Below are 17,231 nucleotides of genomic sequence, written 5' to 3'. Positions count from 1 at the left end.
TTGATGGGTCTCGGTCAAGACCGGAATCGATTGCGAATTGATCACGGGTGCACTCTTTCTGCTCGCTCTTCGTCCATCTCCGCCCGCACTCCGTGCGCACCCCTTGCGCGAGTTGCCCGCCATCAGGTGAACTGACGTACCGTCAGATTCAGTGAACGGGAGGCCACGGGAGGCCCCATGCAGACGATCTGGCTCGGTGGAGCCGAGTGGCTCGCCGTTCTCCGGATAGGCCTCGGCCTGTGGTGGCTGGAGAGCTGGCGGCACAAGGACAAGAAGGGCTGGTTCGAGCGCGGCACGGGCATCGCCTGGGCCTCGGACGTCGCGGGCAAGCACCGCTGGCCGGCCGTACGCACCGGCTTCCGGCGGATTGTCGCCCCGCGCCCCAAGGTCATGGCATACGTCGTCGTGTACGCCGAACTCGCCCTGGGGCTCGGCCTGATCACCGGGTTCCTCACGCCCGTCGCGCTCGTCGCCGGGCTGCTGCTCAATCTGCTCTACCTCGTGCTGATGATCCACGACTGGGCCGAGCAGGGGCAGAACGCGATGATGGCGCTCATCTCGTTCGTCGCGCTGTTCGCGATGTCCTGGCAGACCTGGTCCCTCGACAAAGCGATCGGACTCTTCCTGTGACCTCGCCCGTCGTACGCTTCGACCGTCCCGAACCCGACGCCTTCACCCGCCCGTACTGGGACGCCGCCGCCCGGGGGCAGTTGCTGCTGCGCCGCTGCCGCGACTGCGGGCGTGCGCACCACTATCCGCGCGAGTTCTGCCCGCACTGCTGGAGCGAGGACGTCGCCTGGGAGCGGGCGAGCGGGGATGCCACGCTCTACACCTGGTCCGTCGTCCACCGCAACGACCTGCCGCCGTTCGGCGCCCGCGTCCCGTACGTCGCCGCCGTGGTCGACCTGGCGGAGGGGCCACGGATGATGACGGAGATCGTGGACTGCGAGGAGTCCCGGCTCGCCATCGGCATGGCGCTGCGGGTGGCCTTCCGGCAGGAGGACGGGGAGGAGGCCGTTCCGGTCTTCCGTCCCGGGGACTGCTGAGCGCGCCGCGCCGGGCGGGCCCGTTCTACTTCTTCCGCTGCGCGGGGCCGAGAGCGGGCGGCCTCTGGTCCTCACCGGGGAGGCCCGCATCGCCGTCCTTCCACTCGGGGGCGTAGGCGCAGGGTACGGAGGCGCCGCCCCTGAAGTAGTCACGGTCCGGGTACCAGACGAAGGACATCCGTTCGTCCCCGTCGTCGCGCTGGACGTACAGCTCCCAGTCCTTGCGCTTCCCGCCCTCGCGGTAGGAAGTGACCTTCCAGCCGTCGTCCTTGAGCTGTCGGTGCAGTCGGCGGAGACCGGGGACGGCCTGGCTCGCGGGCACGTGGTCGAGCGCCCATCCGTGGCTCATCCGGTAGGCGCCGTCGACGGTCTTGTCCTCCAGCCCGAGCAGACCCCCGTCGTAGCAGTAGCCGGAGCTCAGGGTGTTCTCCGTGCTGACGCCGATCTTCTCGACCCCCGGCTCCACGGTGCGCTCGAACCCCATGAGGCCGTACGCCTCCCGGGAGCGCTGGAAGGCGCGGTCCGCCATCTTCTCGGGGGCGGCCCGGGGAATGTCCGTGGACCCGGACGAAGCCCGTGCGACCAGGGCGACCAGGGCGATGACGGGTACGAGGAGGAGCGCGGCGCAGCCGCATCCGAGAGCCCCGAGAAAGGAAGAGGGGGACTTCGATCCGGCCGGGGCCGGTTCGGGCGTGGTGTCGGTGGGTGCGGTCTCCTCGGGCATACGGGGGACGGTATGCCGCCGGGGGAACGTGGCGGATGGGTACGGTCACCCGGCCGGGACCGGGTACGCGTACTCAGGGCTCGATGCTGCGCAGCTTGCGGCGCTCGCGGAAGTTCGGGTGGCGGACGACCACACCGCCCATGCCGCAGGAGCCCGTCAGCCGGAGGAGCGGGGCGCCGGGGGTCCGTGCGTCGGTGGTCTTGTCCTTCAGGCCGCCGAGGCCCCGGTCCAGGCTGTCGCTCTCCACGGTCCAGCCCTCCGGGACCACGATCTTCACCCCGGCCATCTCGCCGCGCACTTCCAGCGAGATCTCGCGCAGCCGGCACTCGGCGCGGGTGAAGTCGATCCGGACACCGCCGATGCCGCCCTGGGCGCGGATCACCGGCGGGACCTTCCAGACGCCCGCGCGGATCATGCCGTGCACGCCGCCCTTGAGGACCAGCGGCTCACCGGTGGCCACCTCGATCGGGACCAGGTCCTCGGTGAGGGGCGCCAGTTCGGCGTAGGTCTTGGCGGACAGCGCCTGCCCGAGCCGGGTGTCCAGCTCGTCCATGTCGATGCGGCCCTCGGCCGCCGCCTCACGCAACTGCTCGACCACCGCCTCGCGATCGGCATCCGAAGCGCGCATACGGGCGGCGGAACGGGCGGGCTCTGCAGTCATGGAGGTGATGATACGGGCGGGGGCCGCACCGGGCTCCCCGCCGTTTCCCCCGTCGCCCGCCCCGGCTGCTTCACAGCCCCGGCGCCCCCCACACCGGGAACCACCGGGACAGGTCCTTCTCCACCCGCAGGTCGTCCCCGAGCACCGCTCTGACCTGCAACTCCAGCTGGTTGTCCCGCTGCTCCGCGCCGCCGGGCAGGGGTGCGAACGGGTAGAACGTGCCGCGCTTGTAGAGGTAGACCAGGGCCAGCGGACGGTCCCGCGCATCGCGGAAGCCGATCAGGGAGCAGAGCAGGTGCGGCCCGAACCCGCCGTCCTGGAGCAGGGTGTTGACCGCGTGCAGGTCGTTGACCAGTGCGGCGGTGTCCTCGGCAGGGCGGCGGGAGAGCAGCCAGGTGTAGCCGTACGCGTCCTGGCTGAACTCCACCGGGATTCCGTCGCGGCCGGTGTCGGCGTCGAGCAGTTCCCGTACGTCCTGCTGGATGCGGGCGAAGGTGCCGCCCTCGACCCCCGCGAAGCAGACCGAGCCGAGACCGGTCGGGGTGAAGCCCGCGCCCGCCTGGAGGGTGAGGGCCGCGGAGGGCACGGCGAAGAGCTGGTCGAGGTCGGGGCGGACCGGCTTGCTGCGGCCGAGGATGGTGTCGAGAAGGCCCATGGGCGTTCCTTACGGACGGGCGAGGTCGGCGGAGATCCGGGCCAGCTGGTCGAGGCGCTGTTCGAGGGTCGGGTGGGAGGAGAGCAGCCGGCTCAGGCTCTCCTTGGAGGAGAACGCGGGGACGAAGTAGAAGGCGTTGTACGGCTCCGCCTTCCGCAGGTCCTCGGTCGGGATGCGGGCCATCTGGCCGCTCACCTTGGTGAGGGCGGAGGCGAGTGCGGAGGGGCGGCCGGTGAGCAGGGCGGCGGTGCGGTCGGCGGAGAGCTCGCGGTAGCGGGAGAGCAGCCGGGTCAGCAGGAAGCTCAGGGCGTACACGACCGCGCTGACCAGCGGGATCAGCATGATCGCGATGCCGACGGGGTCATTGCTGCGGCTGTTGCGGGAGAGCCCGCCCCACAGGGCGACCCGGGTGATGATGCCGGCGAGCACGCCGAGGAACGAGGCGATCGTCATGACGGCGACGTCGCGGTGCGCGACATGTGACATCTCGTGCGCGAGCACGCCCTCCAGCTCCGGGGGGTCCAGTCTGCGCAGCAGCCCGGTGGTGGCGCAGACGAGAGCGGTCTTCTCGCTGCGGCCGGTCGCGAAGGCGTTCGGTACGTCGCTCTGCGCGATGGCCACGCGCGGTTTCGGCATGTCGGCAAGAGCGCAGATCCGGTCGACGGCGCCGTGCAGCTCGGGCGCCTCCTCCGGGGTGACCTCACGGGCCCCCATGCTGAACGCCGCGATGCGGTCGCTGAACCAGAACTGGGCGATGAACATGCCGCCGACGAGGATCAGGATGATCGGCCAGGCGCCGCGCAGCACGGCGAGCAGCACGCCGACCAGGACCACGTACAGCAGGCCGATCAAGAACATGGTGCCGACCATGCGAGTGGTCAACCCGCTGTCCGGGGCGTAGCGCGAACGGGAGCGGGCGCGGGAACGGGTCTGGCTCATCGTTGCCTCCAGTCGCCCTGAGGGACAGCCCTAGGTGCCTTCCATATTGCCCCTTTCACGTGGAAATCGGAGACAATTGATCCGGGCCCGGAGAACGACGCCGGCTCGAAACGTCCGCCCGTCCGGGCGGACGGCAAATTGATTCCTCAACGGATCTGATTGATCTCTCAATGGATCTGTCCGAGGGCGATTCCGAAGACATTTGGCCGAACTACACCTGGACCCATTAGGTGCCTGAGGCATCTAGTGGTGGAGATCGGTAGGACTCCCCCATCTCTTGCGAGGTCCGCCATGGCAGACGCCGAGACCGTCTCTTTCCCGCAGAACCGCACCTGTCCCTACAACCCGCCGACGGGATACCGCAGCGAGCATCGGGGGCCGCAGCCGGTGTCCCGGGCCCGGCTCTTCGACGGCCGTGCGGTGTGGCTGGTGACCGGGCACGCCGAGGCGCGTTCGCTCCTGGTGGACCAGCGGCTTTCGTCCGACCGGGAGAACCCCGCCTTCCCGTTCTTCGCCGAGCGGGTGGCCGCCAGCACCCTGCGGCGCGTCGAGCTGCTCGGCGTCGACGACCCGGAGCACAACGTCCAGCGCCGGATGCTGATCCCGAGCTTCACGGTCAGGCGGACGGCCTCGCTCCGGCCGCAGATCCGGGCGACCGTGGACCGGCTGCTCGACGCGATGGTCAAGCAGGGGCCGCCGGCCGATCTGGTCGACTCGTTCGCCCTGCCGGTGCCCTCCATGGTCATCTGCGCGCTGCTCGGGGTGCCGTACGACGACCACGAGTTCTTCGAGGCGCAGTCGCGCAAGCTGCTCCGCGGCCCGGCGGCCGCGGACGTCGAGTCCGCGCGGGACGCGCTCGACGAGTACTTCCGGGTCCTCATCGAGCAGAAGCAGGCCACCCCCGGCGAAGGGCTGCTCGACGAACTCATCGCCAAGCAGCTGGAGACCGGGGCCGTGGACCAGCAGGAGCTGGTGCGGCTGGCCCAGATCCTGCTCATCGCCGGGCACGAGACGACCGCGAACATGATCTCGCTCGGCACGTTCACCCTGCTCCAGCACCCCGACCAGCTGGCCCGGATGCGCGAGTCCGACGGCCTGATGCCATCCGCGGTCGAGGAACTGCTCCGCTTCCTGTCCATCGCCGACGGGATCTCGCGGGTCGCCGTCGACGACATCGAAGTGGGCGGGGTGACCATCCGGGCGGGGGACGGCGTCCTCCTGACCACGTCGGTGATCAACCGGGACGAGACCGTGTACCCCTCACCGGACGAGCTGGACCTCGGCCGGAACGCGCGCAATCATGTCGCGTTCGGCTTCGGAATTCACCAGTGCCTGGGACAGAACCTGGCACGGGCCGAGCTGGAGATCGCGCTGCCCGCACTCTTCGACCGCCTGCCGGAACTGCGGCTGGCGGTCCCCGCCGAAGAAGTCCCGTTCAAACCCGGTGACACCATTCAGGGTCTGCTCGAAATGCCCGTGATCTGGTGACCGGAATCCGACCGGAAGGCCCCGCCGCAATGAAGATCGATATCGACAGGAACCGGTGCATCGGCGCGGGTCAGTGCGCGCTCACCGCTCCGACGGTGTTCACCCAGGACGACGACGGTTTCAGCGAACTGCTGCCCGGCCACGAGGACGCCCTCGACGGTGCGGCGGTGAAGGAATCGGTGAAGGTGGCCGTCCGCGTCTGCCCGGTACAGGCGATCACCATCGAGTGACCGGCCCGCCTGCCGGGTCGTGTCCGTCCGCGTACGCGGGTGTACGGAACGGACACGACCCGGCACGGGACAGCCCTCAGGGCCAGAGCAGTTCCCGGACCCACGCCGCGTCGCCCCCGGCCGCGTCCGTCCTGCGATAACGCAGTCGTACGTGCCTGCGCGCGGCGTCGCCCTGGAAGAACTCGACCTCCCGCGGCTCGGCCACGTACCGGGTCCAGCTCGCCACCTCCGCGTCCGGCTCGGCCCGGGCCCGTTCCCAGGCGGCGTCGGCGGTACGGACCAGCTCCTCCCGCGAGCCCAGCACCTCGCTCTGCGAGCCGGTCAGCGCGGAGGCGAGCGCCCCGGTCGAGCGGGCGCGCAGATCGGCCCGGCTCTCGGCGGGCGCGCATTCGGTGACCGGACCCCGCACCCGTACCTGCCGGCCCTGCGCCGGCCAGTAGAAACCGAGCGCCGCGTACGGCCGGCCAGCGAGCTGGTGGCCCTTCGCGCTGGTGCGGTGGGTGGCGAAGTGCCAGCCCCGCTCGTCCGCGTCGTGCAGCATCACCGTCCGTACGTCGGGACGCCCCTCGTCGTCCACGGTGGCCAGCGACATGGTGTGCGGCTCCACCTGCCCGGCGGCCACCGCCTCGGCGAACCAGCTGTGGAAGAGGGGAAGCGGGGCCGGGGGCGCGGCGGCCGGGTCGAAACCGGGAAGCTCCACGTCCCAGACACGCTGGGCGTGGAGCAGGTCCAGGAAGCTCTGGTGTGCGTCGGTCATGCCCCCATTGCAGCGCATGGGGCGGCACGGGCCGGGCGGGGCAGGCGGGGTGATCCCCGGCCACGGCGCATGGACCTGATGATCGCGTCCATCGCCTCGGTCAGGGGGCTGCCGCTCTACACGCGCAACGCGGACGATTTCAAGGGACTGGAGGGGGCGCTCACCGTCGTCCCGGTGTGACCGGCCTGCCGCGCCGGGACGCGCCCCGCTCCTCATCCTCGCCCCAGCACCACCGTCCCCGACGAGCAGAACCAGCCGCCCGTGCCCGATGCCACCGCCAGTTCCGGGAGCCGGCCGCCCGGGCGGCGCACCTGGCGTTCGCCGGCCTCGCCGCGGAGTTGGCGTACCGCCTCGACCAGCAGGAACAGCCCGCGCATCCCGGGGTGGCAGGCGGACAGGCCGCCGCCGTCGGTGTTCACCGGGAGCTCGCCGGTCAGCCCGGTCCGGCCCTTCTCCACGAACGCGCCGCCCTCGCCCTTCGCGCAGAAACCCAGGTCCTCCAGCGTCACCAGGGTCATGTAGGTGAACGCGTCGTAGATCTCGGCGAGGTCGATCTCCGAGGGCCGCACCCCGGCCCGTTCGAACGCCAGGCGGCCGGAGACCGCCGCGGGGGAGACCGTGAAGTCGTCCCACTCGGACATGGTGGAGTGCGAGACGTGCTCGCCCGTGCCGAGGATCCACACCGGCGCCTTCGCGGTGTCCGGTACGTACTCCTCGGCGGCCAGCAGCACCGCGCAGCCGCCGTCGCTGCGGATGCAGCAGTGCAGTTTGGTGAACGGGTCCGCGATCATCGGCCCCGACAGGACGTCGTCCACCGTGACCGGGTCACGGAACATCGCGTCCGGGTTGGCCGCCGCGTTCGCCCGTGCCTGGACCGCGACCTCGGCGAGCTGCTCCAGGGTCGTCCCGTACTCGTGCATGTGCCGGCGGGCGGCCATCGCGTACTTCGCGATCAGCGAGTGCCCGTACGGCACCTCGAACTGGAGCGGGCCGCGCGCGCCGAAGGAGAGGTTGGAGGTCCGCCGGCCCGCCTTGATGTCCGCGCGCGCCGTCGACCCGTAGACCAGCAGTACGGCATTGGCGTGCCCCGCCGCGATGGCGTCCGCCGCGTGCGCCGCCATCACCTCCCAGGTCGAGCCGCCGACCGAGGTGGAGTCCACCCAGGTGGGCTTCAGCCCCAGGTACTCGGCGACCTCGACCGGGGCGAGCGTACCGAGCCCGGCGGAGGCGAAACCGTCGACGACGGACCGGTCCAGCCCCGAGTCGGCCAGCGCCCGGCGGGCGGCCTGGGCATGCAGGGCGTACGGCGTGGCCGTGTCGACGCGTCCGCAGTCGGCGAGGGATATGCCGACGACAGCGACCTTGCGGTGGGAAGAAGGCATGAATCTGACGGTACATCAGATACGGCGGGGGTGGACCGCCCGGTGCGGTGCGGATCCTCGCTTCCCGCCTGGCGCGGATCCCCTTTCCGTCGGGCGCGGATTTCCCTTCCCGCCGGGCATGGATCCTCCGCTCCCGCCGGTGCGGGACTCTGGGCATCTGGTGGATTCGCCCCTAACATGACGCACCGTCAGATCAGGGGCCGGAGGCCTCTGAGGGGAAGGAGTCCGACGATGGATGCCGCCTTCACCGCGGAACAGGACGAGATCCGCCGCACCTTGCGCGAACTGCTGGCCGAACACTGCGCACCCGACGACATCAGGTGCGCCGTGCGCACCGCCGACGGGTACGACGCGGACCTGTGGCGACGGCTCGCCCAGGACCTCGGGCTGCCTGGACTCGCCCTCCCGCAGGAGTACGGGGGCGTCGGCTGCGGCCGCACCGAGCTCGCCGTCGCCTGCGAGGAGACGGGCCGCGCCCTGCTGCCCTCGCCGCTGATCGCCACCGCCGTGCTCGCCGCGCCCCTGATCGCCGCACTCGGCACCGACGCCCAGCGCACCGCCCTGCTGCCGCGCATCGCGGCCGGTGAGCTGACCGCGACCCTGGCCGTCCCCGGCGGCTCGCTCGCCACCGCACTCGGTCTGACCGGCGACCCCGCCGACGGCGCCTGGGCGGGCGGCGGCCGGGCCGGCGGCGTACAGGCCGGGCCGGGCGCCGGCGAAGGGGGCTGGCGGCTGTACGGGGAGGCCACGCAGGTCCTCGACGGGCACAGCGCCGAACTGCTGCTGGTCGCGGCCCACGCCGGGGGCTTCCCGCGCAGCCGTACGCTCCTCTTCCTGGTCCGTCCCGACGCGGCGGCCGGAGTCGTCCGCACCCGCCGGACCTCGCTCGACGAGACCCGCCCGCTGGCCCGGATCGAACTCCGCGACACCGAGGCCGAACTCCTCGGCGCCGACGACGGCGCCGACGTCACCGGCGCGCTCGCCACGGCCGGGCACCCGGTCGCCGCGCTGCTCGCCGCCCAGGCGGTGGGGGCGGCGAGCAGCGCGCTGGAGCGGACGGTCGAATACGTCAAGGCGCGCGAGCAGTTCGGCCGGGCGATCGGCTCCTTCCAGGCGGTGAAGCACCGACTGGCGGATCTGTACGTACAGGTGCAGGCGGCCCGCTCCGCCGCGTACTACGCGGCCTGGGACCCGGCCGACGCCGGGGGACTCGCCCTGGCCCAGGCACTGGAAGCGCTCCGGATCACCACCGCCGAGGCCGTCCAGCTGCACGGCGGGCTCGGCTTCACCTGGGAGCACGAGGCGCATCTGTACTTCAAACGGGCCGCGGCCGACGAACTGCTCTTCGGCCCCGTCCACCGGCTCCGGGACCGGGCGGCGCAGCTGGCCGGGCTGTTCGCCGGTGCGGCCGTGACCGCACCGGCCGAGCGGGTGGCGGTCTGATGGCGCCCGGCGTCCGACTGGTCCAGAAGGTCTCCTCCACCCGGGCGTTCGCGAAGGTCGCCCCGCACGTGGTTCCCGTCATGGACCGTACGGTGCACCGGCTCACGCGTGGAAAGGTGCTGCTCAGTGCCCGGATGCTGCCGGGGCTGATCCTGACGGTGCCGGGGGCGCGGAGCGGACGGCTCAGAACCACCCCGCTGGCCTGCATGCCGGAGAAGGGGACGGAGCAGAGCTGGATCCTGGTCGGCAGCAACTTCGGCCGGTCCGGGCACCCGGCCTGGACCGCGAATCTGCTGGCCGGTCCCGACCGGGCGGTCGTGAACTGGCAGGGCCGGGACATCCCGGTGCGCGCCACGCTGCTGGAGGGCGAGGAGCGGGAAGAGGTGTGGCGGGCGGCGCTGAAGTTCTGGCCGCCTTACGCGACTTACCAGGCGCGGGTGGAGCGGGAGATCCGGCTCTTCAGGCTGCGCGGGCGGGACGACGCCGCGTCCTGAGCCGGCAGAGCAGAGGGGCGGAGCGCGGGGAGGAACCGTGTGCCGTGGACATGGTCCGGGTGCACCGACGGCGGGCCACAATGCGTGGCCCGCCGTCGGTGTGACAGGACCTGGGGCGCCCGGGACGGCCGCGCGAACCCGGTGGGGGAGGGGCCGTCGGCGCCTGTGCTACCTCGTGGGCTTCTTTCCGGTGATGCCCAGATGCACCAACAGGGCGAGGTTCGGCTTGAGTTCGGCCTGCTTGACGCCCCAGGTCGTGAAGCCCTTCTGGTGCGAGGCGACAGCGGCCAGCATGGCGACCAGCGAGCCCGCCATCGCGGCGGCGCTGACCTCCTTGTCGACCTTGCCCTTGGCCTGGAGTTCCTTCACCGAATCGGTGAGGGAGTTGGTGACCGAGTTCAGGATCTTCATGCGGATCTTGTAGAACCGCTTGTCGCCCTCGGCCGCACCGAGGTCGACCACGCGCAGGATCGCGTCGTGATGGCGCCAGAAGTCGAGGAACCCTTCGACGAGTTCCTCGGCCGTCTGCCAGCCGGCCTTGCCGACCCAGGAGCGGCCGGCGACCAGTTCGGTCAACCCGGCGCCCTCCTTGGCCATTTCCTCGGCGATTTCGAGGACGGCGCCCTCGACATCGGGGAAGTACTGGTAGAAGGTCGCGGGTGAAGTCCCCGCCTTCCGGGCGACGTCGATGACTTTGACGTCCCGGTACGGCGAGGAGCTGAGCATTTCGCTGAGGCAGTCGAGCAGCTTCTGCCGCGTCGCCTGTCCGCGTCGACCGGCCACGCGGCCGTCGACGGTGCGCACTTGTCCTGTCATGCCGTCAGCTTACCGAGGGGTGATCGGAGCGCGATTCGGCCGACTGCAAATGGGGATCACCGCAGACGCGGTGGGGGGAGTGGCCGGATTTCGACGTATGCGCACCACAGGGCGATAAGTGTTATCAACAGCCTGTGGATAACTTCCGTGGATAACTTTCCGTGATGCCGTGAGCATGGAACTCTTCTTTCGAAAATGAGTTCGATGCGGAGGGGTCGGGGCGCGGTGTGGGCGACCCGCGGTTACGTTTGCTGTGACGAGTGTCACTGCCACGAACTTCGACCGCCACGAACCTGCGCCGCCACGAACCTGCGCCGCCACGAACCTCTGCCGCCACGGACTCCGAGGGCCGCGGACGGTCGAGCGCCGCGTGCACCGTACGACCGCCGCAAAGGGAAGGACCAGGGCCCATGGCCGCATTCGCGCGATCCGCGCCGTGCTGGGTGGATGTGCAGCTGCCCGACCTGGAAGCGGGCAAGCGCTTCTACGGCGAGCTGTTCGGCTGGACCTTCCGGGCCGGCGAGGGGCCGTACGCGGACGCCTTCAGCGACGGGAAACTCGTCGCCGCGCTCGCCGCCAAGCAGGACGGCCGGATGCCCACCGCCTGGGGGATCTACTTCGCCACCGACGACATCGCCGCGTCCGTGGCCCGGATCAGGGAGGCGGGCGGCCAGGTGATCACCGAGCCGGTCCGGGCCGGCCGGGCCGGAGTGCTCGCCCAGGCGGCCGACCCCGGCGGAGCGGTCTTCGGGCTCTGGCAGGCCGGTGACCGCGAGGGCTTCCAGAAGCAGAACGAACCCGGCTCCTTCTGCTGGACCGAGGTCCACACCCGGCGGAAGGACCGGGTGGACCCCTTCTACGAGAAGGTCTTCGGCTTCCAGGGTACCGACCTCGAAGCCTCCGGTCCCGATGCCGCCCGCACGGGCCCCGACGGCTCCCCTCCCGTCGGCTTCCGCATGTGGTCCCCGGCGGGCACCGAGCCCGGTCCGGACACCGCGGTCGGCGGCCGCAGCGTCATCAGCGACGCGTTCCCGGCGGAGCTGCCCAGCTACTTCCTCAGCTACTTCGCGGTCGAGGACTGCAACTGGACCGCCGGGAACGCCGTACGCCTCGGCGGCCGGATCTCCGCGCCGCCCTTCGACATTCCGTACGGGCGGATGGCCGTCCTCCAGGACGATCAGGGCGCCGTGTTCGCCGTACTTCAGCCCCCTGTGTCCGAGAACGGGGCAGAGTGAGCTGTGACACCCCGATCCGCCCCCGGGTTCGCAACCAGGGCCTCAGCCAGGAAGAATCGGGGGTGCGCACCGCCGGGTGGTGCCCAGTGGTGAGACGCCGTACAGGGCGGGTTTTCGCGGGCTTCTGTTCCTGAGGCTCGTACGGGGAGGTGGCAGGGCAAGTGGTGGAGCAGCTGACGCAGCACGACCCGAGGCGGATCGGCCCGTTCGAGGTGCTGGGACGGCTCGGTGCCGGCGGCATGGGGCTGGTCTATCTCGCCCGCTCGGCTTCGGGCCGGCGCGTGGCGATCAAGACGGTCCGTACGGAGCTCGCCGAGGACCAGCTGTTCCGGGTCCGGTTCACGCGTGAGGTGGAGGCCGCCCGCGCGGTCAGCGGCTTCTACACCGCGGCGGTGGTGGACGCCGACCCGCGTGCCGCCGTGCCGTGGCTGGCCACCGCCTATGTGCCGGCCCCCTCGCTGGAGGAGATAGTGAGCGAGTGCGGGCCCATGCCCGTCCAGGCGGTGCGCTGGCTGGCCGCCGGCATCGCCGAGGCGCTCCAGTCGATCCACGGCGCGGGGCTGGTCCACCGCGACATGAAGCCGTCGAACGTGCTCGTCGTCGAGGACGGCCCCCGGGTGATCGACTTCGGGATCGCGTCCGGGGTCTCCAACACCCGGCTGACCATGACGAACGTCGCCGTGGGCACGCCCGCCTACATGTCGCCCGAACAGGCCAGGGACTCCCGTAGCGTCACCGGCGCCAGCGATGTCTTCTCGCTCGGCTCCACGCTGGTCTTCGCCGCCACCGGCCACGCGCCGTTCCACGGCGCCAACCCGGTCGAGACGGTCTTCATGCTGCTGCGCGAGGGCCCCGACCTGGAGGGCCTGCCCGGCGAGCTGCGGCCGCTGATCGAGTCCTGCATGCAGATGGACGCCGCTCTGCGGCCCACCCCCGCCGACCTCCAGGCCCAGCTCGCCCCGCACCTCTTCGCCTCCGGCGGCGACGACAGCGGTACGGCCTCCGCCTGGCTGCCGGGCTCCGCCACCGCGATGATCGAGCAGCGCCGCGGCGGCCGGAGGCCCACACCCCCCGGTCCGCCCGCCGGTCCGCCCGCCGGCCCGCCGCCGGGCATCGACCCCGGCTGGCGCCGCAACACCGACCCGCGCCCCCCGGCCCCCGATCCGCGCCCCCAGGCCCCCGAGCCGGTATCCGTCCCCGACGCGGGCGGTCCGGTGCGGCTGCCCGGCGCGAAGGTGCCGATCGGCCCCGGTCCGCGGGCCCAGGACGTCCGGGCCACCTCCACGGCCACCGGGGAGACGGGCCCCGCGACCGGCTGGGTGCGCCCGCCCGCCGGAGTGAACGGTTCCGCCCCGACCGCGCCGGTACCCGGCCCCGCGCAGCCGCCCGAGCCGCCGCCCGGCCCGGACCGCTGGCGGCCCTGGCGGTTCCGGATGTCCAACGACGTCTGGGGCACGCCCGTCGTCGCCGGGGACCTCCTCTACGTCACGTCGTTCGAGGTGCACGCCCTGGACGTCGGCAACGGGCGGCGCCAGTTCAAGACCCGCGACGTGGCCTGGGTGATGGCCGTCGAGGGCGGCCGGATCCACGCCTCCGACGGGCCGTCCCTGTACGCCCTGGACGCGACCACCGGCGCCGAGCGGTGGCGGCTCCAGACGGACGCCTGGGTCTACTCCCTCAAGGCCGACCGCGGCACCGTCGTCACCGGCACCCGGGGCGGCGGAGTCCAGGCGTGGGAGGCGTCCACCGGTGAGAAGCTCTGGGAGAGCGGCGGCGTACAGACCGACTTCGAGACGGCGGAGGCCGGGCCCGTGGTCCACGACGGCACCGTCTACCTCTGGCAGGACGCCCGGTTGCGCGCCGTCGACGCCCGTACCGGCATCGAGCGCTGGTCGTACCCCATCGGCGACGCGGCCTCCTGCGGCGGGGTGCCGGTCCGGGTGACCGCGGCGCCGGACGGCTTCGTCTACGTCAGCGCGGGGGCCCGGGTCCTCGCCGTGGACAACGCGTCCGGCCATGTGCGCTGGCACTTCGAGTCGCCCGCGGTCTTCCTCTCCCCGCCCGCGTTCGCACCCGGCCCCGCCGTCACCGGCGGCGGGGTGTACCTCGCCGACTACCTCGGCACCGTGTACGCGCTCGACGCCTCGACCGGCAAGGACCGCTGGCGCATCGCCACGGAGGCCCGCCAGTCGATCGAACCGGTGCTGGTGACGGCCGGGAACGTCCATGTCGGCAGCGGCAGCGCGCTGTACACGCTCGACGCGGTCACCGGCACCCCGAAGTGGCGGTTCGCGGCGGGCGGCGAGGTGGTGGGCGCCCCGGTGGTCGCCGACGGCCGGGTCCACTTCGGCTCCGCCGACCACGTCCTGTACACCCTGGACGCGGCGGGCGGCCAGCTCCGCTGGAAGCTGGCGACCGGCGGCGAGATCACGGGTTCGCCGGTGGCGCAGGGCGGTGTCGTGTACGCGTGCAGCAAGGACCGCTGCGTGTACGCGCTGGACGCGCTGAAGGGAACGGGAACGGGCAGCCGCGCCAGGACGTAGGCCGGGACGCGGCGAAAACCGGGCCGTCCGGCGAAAACCGGGCCGTCCGGCGAAACCCGGCCCGTCCGGGGTCAGGCCGGGACGTGGGCCGGGCTGCGGCGAAATCCAGCCCGTCCGGGATCAGCAGAATCCGGCCCGTCCGGCAAAATCCGGCCCGTCCGGCGTTTGAGGACGGAACCCCGGGCGTGGAGGGCCTCAGCCCTGCGGGCGCCCGTCCGCATCCGGGGCGGAGCCCGTGCCGGGGGCTGAGCCGGGGGCCCGACCCGGGCCCGGGACCGGGCGGTGCCGTTCCGCCGGATCCGGCCCCGTGTACAGCTCCGGCTCCGGCTCCGGCAGGGTGCTCGTCTGCACGGACGGCCCCGGCTCCTGCGTCGGCGGCCAGGTGTCCGGGTTCTCCGAGCCGGGCGCCGCGTACGGCCGGTCGTGCCCCTCATGCACGGACCGGTGCCCGGCACCGCGCCGCCCGGACATCACCGCCGCGCCCGCCAGCAGCAGCACCCCGCCCGCCGCCGCCCCGGCCACGCCCCACCCCAGCCCGGAACCGTCGCCCGCGACCGTCAGACTGCCCACCGACTCCCCCTGGCGCACCATCCACAGCACGGTGAACCCGAGCACCACCACACCCGCGGACGCCACCAGCAGCCGTGACCGCAGCACCACACCGACCACCGCCAGCACGGCGGCGAAGAGGAACGCGACCAGGATCGACCCCAGCGGTCCGGGCCGGCCGGCCGTGATGCCGGTGAACAGTTCGTCCACCCGGTAGTGACGCCCGAGGCGACCGTCGTACCAGTCACGGAAGGGGCTCAGCACGGCGGCCGCCGCTCCGGCGAGAGCGAGGACCGAGCCGAGGACGTTGCGGATCATCATCGGCCTCCTGCGTGCCACGGACCGGCGTCACAGCTCTGCACCGCTCTCGGCCTCGACGCTACGCCCGGCCCCTGGCCCTCGCCACCTTGCGCTAGCGTGACGCACGGTCGTTCGACAACTGCAGAGACGGACAACAACACAAGGGGGGCTGCATCGATGATGCGGCAGCACATAAAGCTTTCCGCGGTACTGGTCGTGGTGGTGCTCGCGCTCACCGGTTTCTCGACCTCCAGCCACGGCGGCCGCAGCGGAAAGAGCAAGAGCAGCGGGTCGAGCAGCGGCGGCGGCTGCTCCAACTCCAAGAAGAGCAACAACGGTTACCACAGCAGCGACTACGACGACGATGACTACGACTCGTCGAGCAGTTCCTCCGGCTCCACCGACTACGGGACGCCGACCCCGACCGCCACGGCCTCCGACGAGCCCGAGGCGTACGCCGTGCGCTGCGCCCAGCCCCGCAAGGGCAAGCGCAAGGCCGTCACCGCCTCCACCGTGAGGCTCACCGCCGACGCCGGTGCCACCGGCTCCCACACCTACGAGGTCGACGTGACCTTCCTCGACGCGCGTGGCAACACCGTCGACACCGGTGACGCGACCGTGGACGCCGAGGGCGGCGAGACCAAGACCGTCTCCGTGCGGATGGACAACCCGCGCAAGGTCTCCAAGGTGAAGGACTGCCGCGTGGACGCCGAGCTGAGCTACTGAGCCACCGGCCGGCCCGTCAGCGCGTCCGGAACCCGCCCGCGCCCCGCCCCCGGAACAGTTCGGCCTGCCGCTCCGGCGGCAGATTGCCGAGCGCGACGAGGTGCGGGGCGTGGGCCATGGCCTGCGACCTGGCCGCCTCCCGCGCGGACCACACCGCCCGCACCGTCCCCTGCACCGCCCCGGTCGGGTACGAGGCGATCACCGCCGCCGCCCGCAGCGCCGCGGCCACCGCGCCCCCGGGCGCCGTCAACTCGCTGACCAGCCCGGTCTCGTACGCACGACGGGCCGAGACCCGCTCCGCCGTCCCCATCAGCGCCATCCGGGCCACCTCGCCGAACGGCATCCGCTGCGCCATCGAGATCGCCTCGAACGCGCTGACCATGCCGTACGTCGTGTGCGGGTCGAAGAACGTCGCCTCCTCGGACGCGACCACGAACTCCGCCTCGCCCAGCAGATAGAACGCCCCGCCGCAGGCCATCCCCTCCACGGCCGCGATCACCGGCTTCCACAGGTCGTTCGCCTTCGGCCCGATCGCGATCAGCGGATCGTCGATCGTGTACGGGGACGAGGGCTGCGGCACGTCCACGCCCCGGTCGATCCCGGTGCAGAAGGCCCGGCCGCCCGCACCGGTGAGGACCACGGCCCGCACCTCGTCGTCGAAGCGGAACGCCCGCCAGGCGGCGGTCAGTTCGGCGGCCGTGGCCAGGTCGATCGCATTGTGCTTCGCGGGCCGGTCGAGGGTGACGAGCGCGACCCCGGTCTCCTTGTCCGTCTCCGTGCGCAGCGCCATCGCCCCTCACCTCTCCAGCAGCCAGCGCACCAGGGTCACCCCGGGACCGGCCGGGCAGAACACCGCCCGGACCGGCGCACCGATCCGCAGCCGCTCCGGATCGACCGAGTCCAGCGGGGCGTCCGGACCGCTCACCACGTTCCCGACCAGCCGGATCTGCGGGGCGTCCGCCAGCTCGACCACCACCGCGTTGTACGGGGCCTGCGCGGCGTACTCGGGCAGCAGCGGCGGATGCGGCCGTACGTAGGACCAGATGCGGCCGCGTCCGCTCATCGGCCGCCACTCGCTCTCGAAGGACTGGCAGTGCGGGCAGCACGGCCGGGGCGGGAAGCGGAGCCGTCCGCACTCCGGCGCGGCGCACGCCTGGACGCGGAGTTCACCGCGGGCCGCGTACTCCCAGAAGGGGGCGCCGTCCTCGTCCACGACGGGCAGCAGCAGAGCATCCATCCCGGT

The 17,231-nt window shown here is 72.0% G+C and carries 19 protein-coding genes and 1 pseudogene; 10 read left to right on the top strand and 10 right to left on the bottom strand.

All coding sequences use genetic code 11. The features are described from left to right. The first annotated feature begins 177 nt into the window (after positions 1-177). Together EES42_RS06450 and EES42_RS06445 are read left to right on the top strand one after the other, a co-directional pair. A complete protein-coding gene (locus EES42_RS06450; RefSeq protein WP_124717065.1) occupies positions 178-630 on the top strand; it encodes a DoxX family protein in 453 nt (150 codons plus the stop codon). Next, on the top strand, positions 627-1,046 hold the full coding sequence (locus EES42_RS06445; protein WP_124717064.1) for a Zn-ribbon domain-containing OB-fold protein: 420 nt from the start codon (positions 627-629) through the stop codon (positions 1,044-1,046). Before EES42_RS06450 ends, EES42_RS06445 begins: the two co-directional genes overlap by 4 nt. 25 nt (positions 1,047-1,071) lie before the next feature. Here the strand turns inward: EES42_RS06445 and EES42_RS06440 are convergent, their stop codons facing one another. The 4 genes from EES42_RS06440 to htpX form a co-directional block, all read right to left on the bottom strand. Next, positions 1,072-1,770, bottom strand: coding sequence for a hypothetical protein (locus EES42_RS06440; protein WP_124717063.1), 699 nt, complete (start codon positions 1,768-1,770; stop codon positions 1,072-1,074). Positions 1,771-1,843: 73 nt separating this feature from the next. After that, entirely contained in the window at positions 1,844-2,431 is a 588-nt protein-coding gene (locus EES42_RS06435) for a DUF1707 SHOCT-like domain-containing protein (RefSeq protein WP_124717062.1), read from the bottom strand. A gap of 70 nt (positions 2,432-2,501) precedes the next feature. Continuing rightward, the gene (locus EES42_RS06430) at positions 2,502-3,086 is read right to left on the bottom strand and encodes a PspA-associated protein PspAB (protein ID WP_124717061.1); all 585 of its coding nucleotides are present in this window, start codon (positions 3,084-3,086) and stop codon (positions 2,502-2,504) included. A gap of 9 nt (positions 3,087-3,095) precedes the next feature. Next, positions 3,096-4,025, bottom strand: a complete 930-nt coding sequence (gene htpX / locus EES42_RS06425) for a zinc metalloprotease HtpX (protein ID WP_124717060.1) — start codon at positions 4,023-4,025, stop codon at positions 3,096-3,098. 291 nt (positions 4,026-4,316) lie between these two features. On the opposite strand from htpX, the gene EES42_RS06420 reads away from it, so the two are divergent. Together EES42_RS06420 and EES42_RS06415 are read left to right on the top strand one after the other, a co-directional pair. After that, entirely contained in the window at positions 4,317-5,513 is a 1,197-nt protein-coding gene (locus EES42_RS06420; RefSeq protein ID WP_124717059.1) for a cytochrome P450, read from the top strand. Between the two features lie 29 nt (positions 5,514-5,542). Beyond that, positions 5,543-5,743, top strand: coding sequence for a ferredoxin (locus tag EES42_RS06415; RefSeq protein ID WP_124717058.1), 201 nt, complete (start codon positions 5,543-5,545; stop codon positions 5,741-5,743). Positions 5,744-5,819: 76 nt separating this feature from the next. On the opposite strand, the gene EES42_RS06410 is transcribed toward EES42_RS06415, so the two are convergent. Continuing rightward, complete coding sequence (locus EES42_RS06410) at positions 5,820-6,500, bottom strand: pyridoxine/pyridoxamine 5'-phosphate oxidase (RefSeq protein WP_124717057.1); 681 nt, start codon at positions 6,498-6,500, stop codon at positions 5,820-5,822. Positions 6,501-6,539: 39 nt separating this feature from the next. Between EES42_RS06410 and EES42_RS06405 the strand changes: the two are divergent. Next, a pseudogene (locus EES42_RS06405) lies at positions 6,540-6,680 on the top strand (type II toxin-antitoxin system VapC family toxin); the annotation flags it as partial. Positions 6,681-6,712: 32 nt separating this feature from the next. Here EES42_RS06405 and EES42_RS06400 read toward each other — a convergent pair. Continuing rightward, positions 6,713-7,882: a thiolase C-terminal domain-containing protein gene (locus EES42_RS06400; protein ID WP_124717056.1), complete on the bottom strand. Its 1,170-nt coding sequence runs from the start codon at positions 7,880-7,882 to the stop codon at positions 6,713-6,715. A 231-nt stretch (positions 7,883-8,113) separates the two neighbouring features. Between EES42_RS06400 and EES42_RS06395 the strand changes: the two genes are divergently transcribed. Both EES42_RS06395 and EES42_RS06390 read left to right on the top strand, forming a co-directional pair. After that, positions 8,114-9,325, top strand: a complete 1,212-nt coding sequence (locus tag EES42_RS06395) for an acyl-CoA dehydrogenase family protein (RefSeq protein ID WP_124717055.1) — start codon at positions 8,114-8,116, stop codon at positions 9,323-9,325. Beyond that, positions 9,325-9,819 carry a nitroreductase/quinone reductase family protein gene (locus tag EES42_RS06390; protein ID WP_124717054.1) on the top strand — a complete coding sequence of 165 codons (495 nt, stop codon included), beginning with the start codon at positions 9,325-9,327 and terminating at the stop codon, positions 9,817-9,819. The genes EES42_RS06395 and EES42_RS06390 overlap by 1 nt, the downstream gene beginning before the upstream one ends. 168 nt (positions 9,820-9,987) lie before the next feature. Here EES42_RS06390 and EES42_RS06385 read toward each other — a convergent pair whose 3' ends face one another. Further along, a complete protein-coding gene (locus tag EES42_RS06385; protein WP_124717053.1) occupies positions 9,988-10,635 on the bottom strand; it encodes a TetR family transcriptional regulator in 648 nt (215 codons plus the stop codon). 410 nt (positions 10,636-11,045) lie between these two features. Between EES42_RS06385 and EES42_RS06380 the strand changes: the two genes are divergently transcribed. Both EES42_RS06380 and EES42_RS06375 read left to right on the top strand, forming a co-directional pair. Then, positions 11,046-11,870 (top strand): VOC family protein, encoded by an 825-nt coding sequence (locus EES42_RS06380; protein WP_124717052.1) that lies wholly within the window; start codon positions 11,046-11,048, stop codon positions 11,868-11,870. A 161-nt stretch (positions 11,871-12,031) separates the two neighbouring features. After that, a complete protein-coding gene (locus EES42_RS06375) occupies positions 12,032-14,413 on the top strand; it encodes an outer membrane protein assembly factor BamB family protein (RefSeq protein WP_206433380.1) in 2,382 nt (793 codons plus the stop codon). A 195-nt stretch (positions 14,414-14,608) separates the two neighbouring features. Here the strand turns inward: EES42_RS06375 and EES42_RS06370 are convergent, their stop codons facing one another. Then, on the bottom strand, positions 14,609-15,280 hold the full coding sequence (locus tag EES42_RS06370; RefSeq protein ID WP_124717440.1) for a hypothetical protein: 672 nt from the start codon (positions 15,278-15,280) through the stop codon (positions 14,609-14,611). A 159-nt stretch (positions 15,281-15,439) separates the two neighbouring features. Between EES42_RS06370 and EES42_RS06365 the strand changes: the two genes are divergently transcribed. After that, a complete protein-coding gene (locus EES42_RS06365) occupies positions 15,440-15,988 on the top strand; it encodes a hypothetical protein (RefSeq protein WP_124717051.1) in 549 nt (182 codons plus the stop codon). Positions 15,989-16,004: 16 nt separating this feature from the next. On the opposite strand, the gene EES42_RS06360 is transcribed toward EES42_RS06365, so the two are convergent. Further along, positions 16,005-16,778 carry an enoyl-CoA hydratase/isomerase family protein gene (locus EES42_RS06360; protein WP_124717050.1) on the bottom strand — a complete coding sequence of 258 codons (774 nt, stop codon included), beginning with the start codon at positions 16,776-16,778 and terminating at the stop codon, positions 16,005-16,007. A gap of 6 nt (positions 16,779-16,784) precedes the next feature. Further along, on the bottom strand, positions 16,785-17,225 hold the full coding sequence (locus EES42_RS06355) for a Zn-ribbon domain-containing OB-fold protein (RefSeq protein WP_206433379.1): 441 nt from the start codon (positions 17,223-17,225) through the stop codon (positions 16,785-16,787). Positions 17,226-17,231 lie beyond the last annotated feature (6 nt).

Source organism: Streptomyces sp. ADI95-17, from assembly GCF_003846175.1.
Taxonomy (GTDB): Bacteria; Actinomycetota; Actinomycetes; order Streptomycetales; family Streptomycetaceae; genus Streptomyces; species Streptomyces sanglieri.
This window is presented reverse-complemented; position numbering and strand designations above follow the sequence as displayed.

Excerpts from the sequence above, each read along its gene's own strand:
- EES42_RS06450 (WP_124717065.1), top strand. The coding sequence starts at position 178 with ATGCAGACGATCTGGCTCGGTGGAGCCGAGTGGCTCGCCGTTCTCCGG.
- EES42_RS06440 (WP_124717063.1), bottom strand. The coding sequence starts at position 1,770 with ATGCCCGAGGAGACCGCACCCACCGACACCACGCCCGAACCGGCCCCG.
- EES42_RS06435 (WP_124717062.1), bottom strand. The coding sequence starts at position 2,431 with ATGACTGCAGAGCCCGCCCGTTCCGCCGCCCGTATGCGCGCTTCGGAT.
- EES42_RS06430 (WP_124717061.1), bottom strand. The coding sequence starts at position 3,086 with ATGGGCCTTCTCGACACCATCCTCGGCCGCAGCAAGCCGGTCCGCCCC.
- htpX (WP_124717060.1), bottom strand. The coding sequence starts at position 4,025 with ATGAGCCAGACCCGTTCCCGCGCCCGCTCCCGTTCGCGCTACGCCCCG.
- EES42_RS06420 (WP_124717059.1), top strand. The coding sequence starts at position 4,317 with ATGGCAGACGCCGAGACCGTCTCTTTCCCGCAGAACCGCACCTGTCCC.
- EES42_RS06415 (WP_124717058.1), top strand. The coding sequence starts at position 5,543 with ATGAAGATCGATATCGACAGGAACCGGTGCATCGGCGCGGGTCAGTGC.
- EES42_RS06410 (WP_124717057.1), bottom strand. The coding sequence starts at position 6,500 with ATGACCGACGCACACCAGAGCTTCCTGGACCTGCTCCACGCCCAGCGT.
- EES42_RS06400 (WP_124717056.1), bottom strand. The coding sequence starts at position 7,882 with ATGCCTTCTTCCCACCGCAAGGTCGCTGTCGTCGGCATATCCCTCGCC.
- EES42_RS06395 (WP_124717055.1), top strand. The coding sequence starts at position 8,114 with ATGGATGCCGCCTTCACCGCGGAACAGGACGAGATCCGCCGCACCTTG.
- EES42_RS06390 (WP_124717054.1), top strand. The coding sequence starts at position 9,325 with ATGGCGCCCGGCGTCCGACTGGTCCAGAAGGTCTCCTCCACCCGGGCG.
- EES42_RS06385 (WP_124717053.1), bottom strand. The coding sequence starts at position 10,635 with ATGACAGGACAAGTGCGCACCGTCGACGGCCGCGTGGCCGGTCGACGC.
- EES42_RS06380 (WP_124717052.1), top strand. The coding sequence starts at position 11,046 with ATGGCCGCATTCGCGCGATCCGCGCCGTGCTGGGTGGATGTGCAGCTG.
- EES42_RS06370 (WP_124717440.1), bottom strand. The coding sequence starts at position 15,280 with ATGATCCGCAACGTCCTCGGCTCGGTCCTCGCTCTCGCCGGAGCGGCG.
- EES42_RS06365 (WP_124717051.1), top strand. The coding sequence starts at position 15,440 with ATGATGCGGCAGCACATAAAGCTTTCCGCGGTACTGGTCGTGGTGGTG.
- EES42_RS06360 (WP_124717050.1), bottom strand. The coding sequence starts at position 16,778 with ATGGCGCTGCGCACGGAGACGGACAAGGAGACCGGGGTCGCGCTCGTC.
- EES42_RS06355 (WP_206433379.1), bottom strand. The coding sequence starts at position 17,225 with ATGGATGCTCTGCTGCTGCCCGTCGTGGACGAGGACGGCGCCCCCTTC.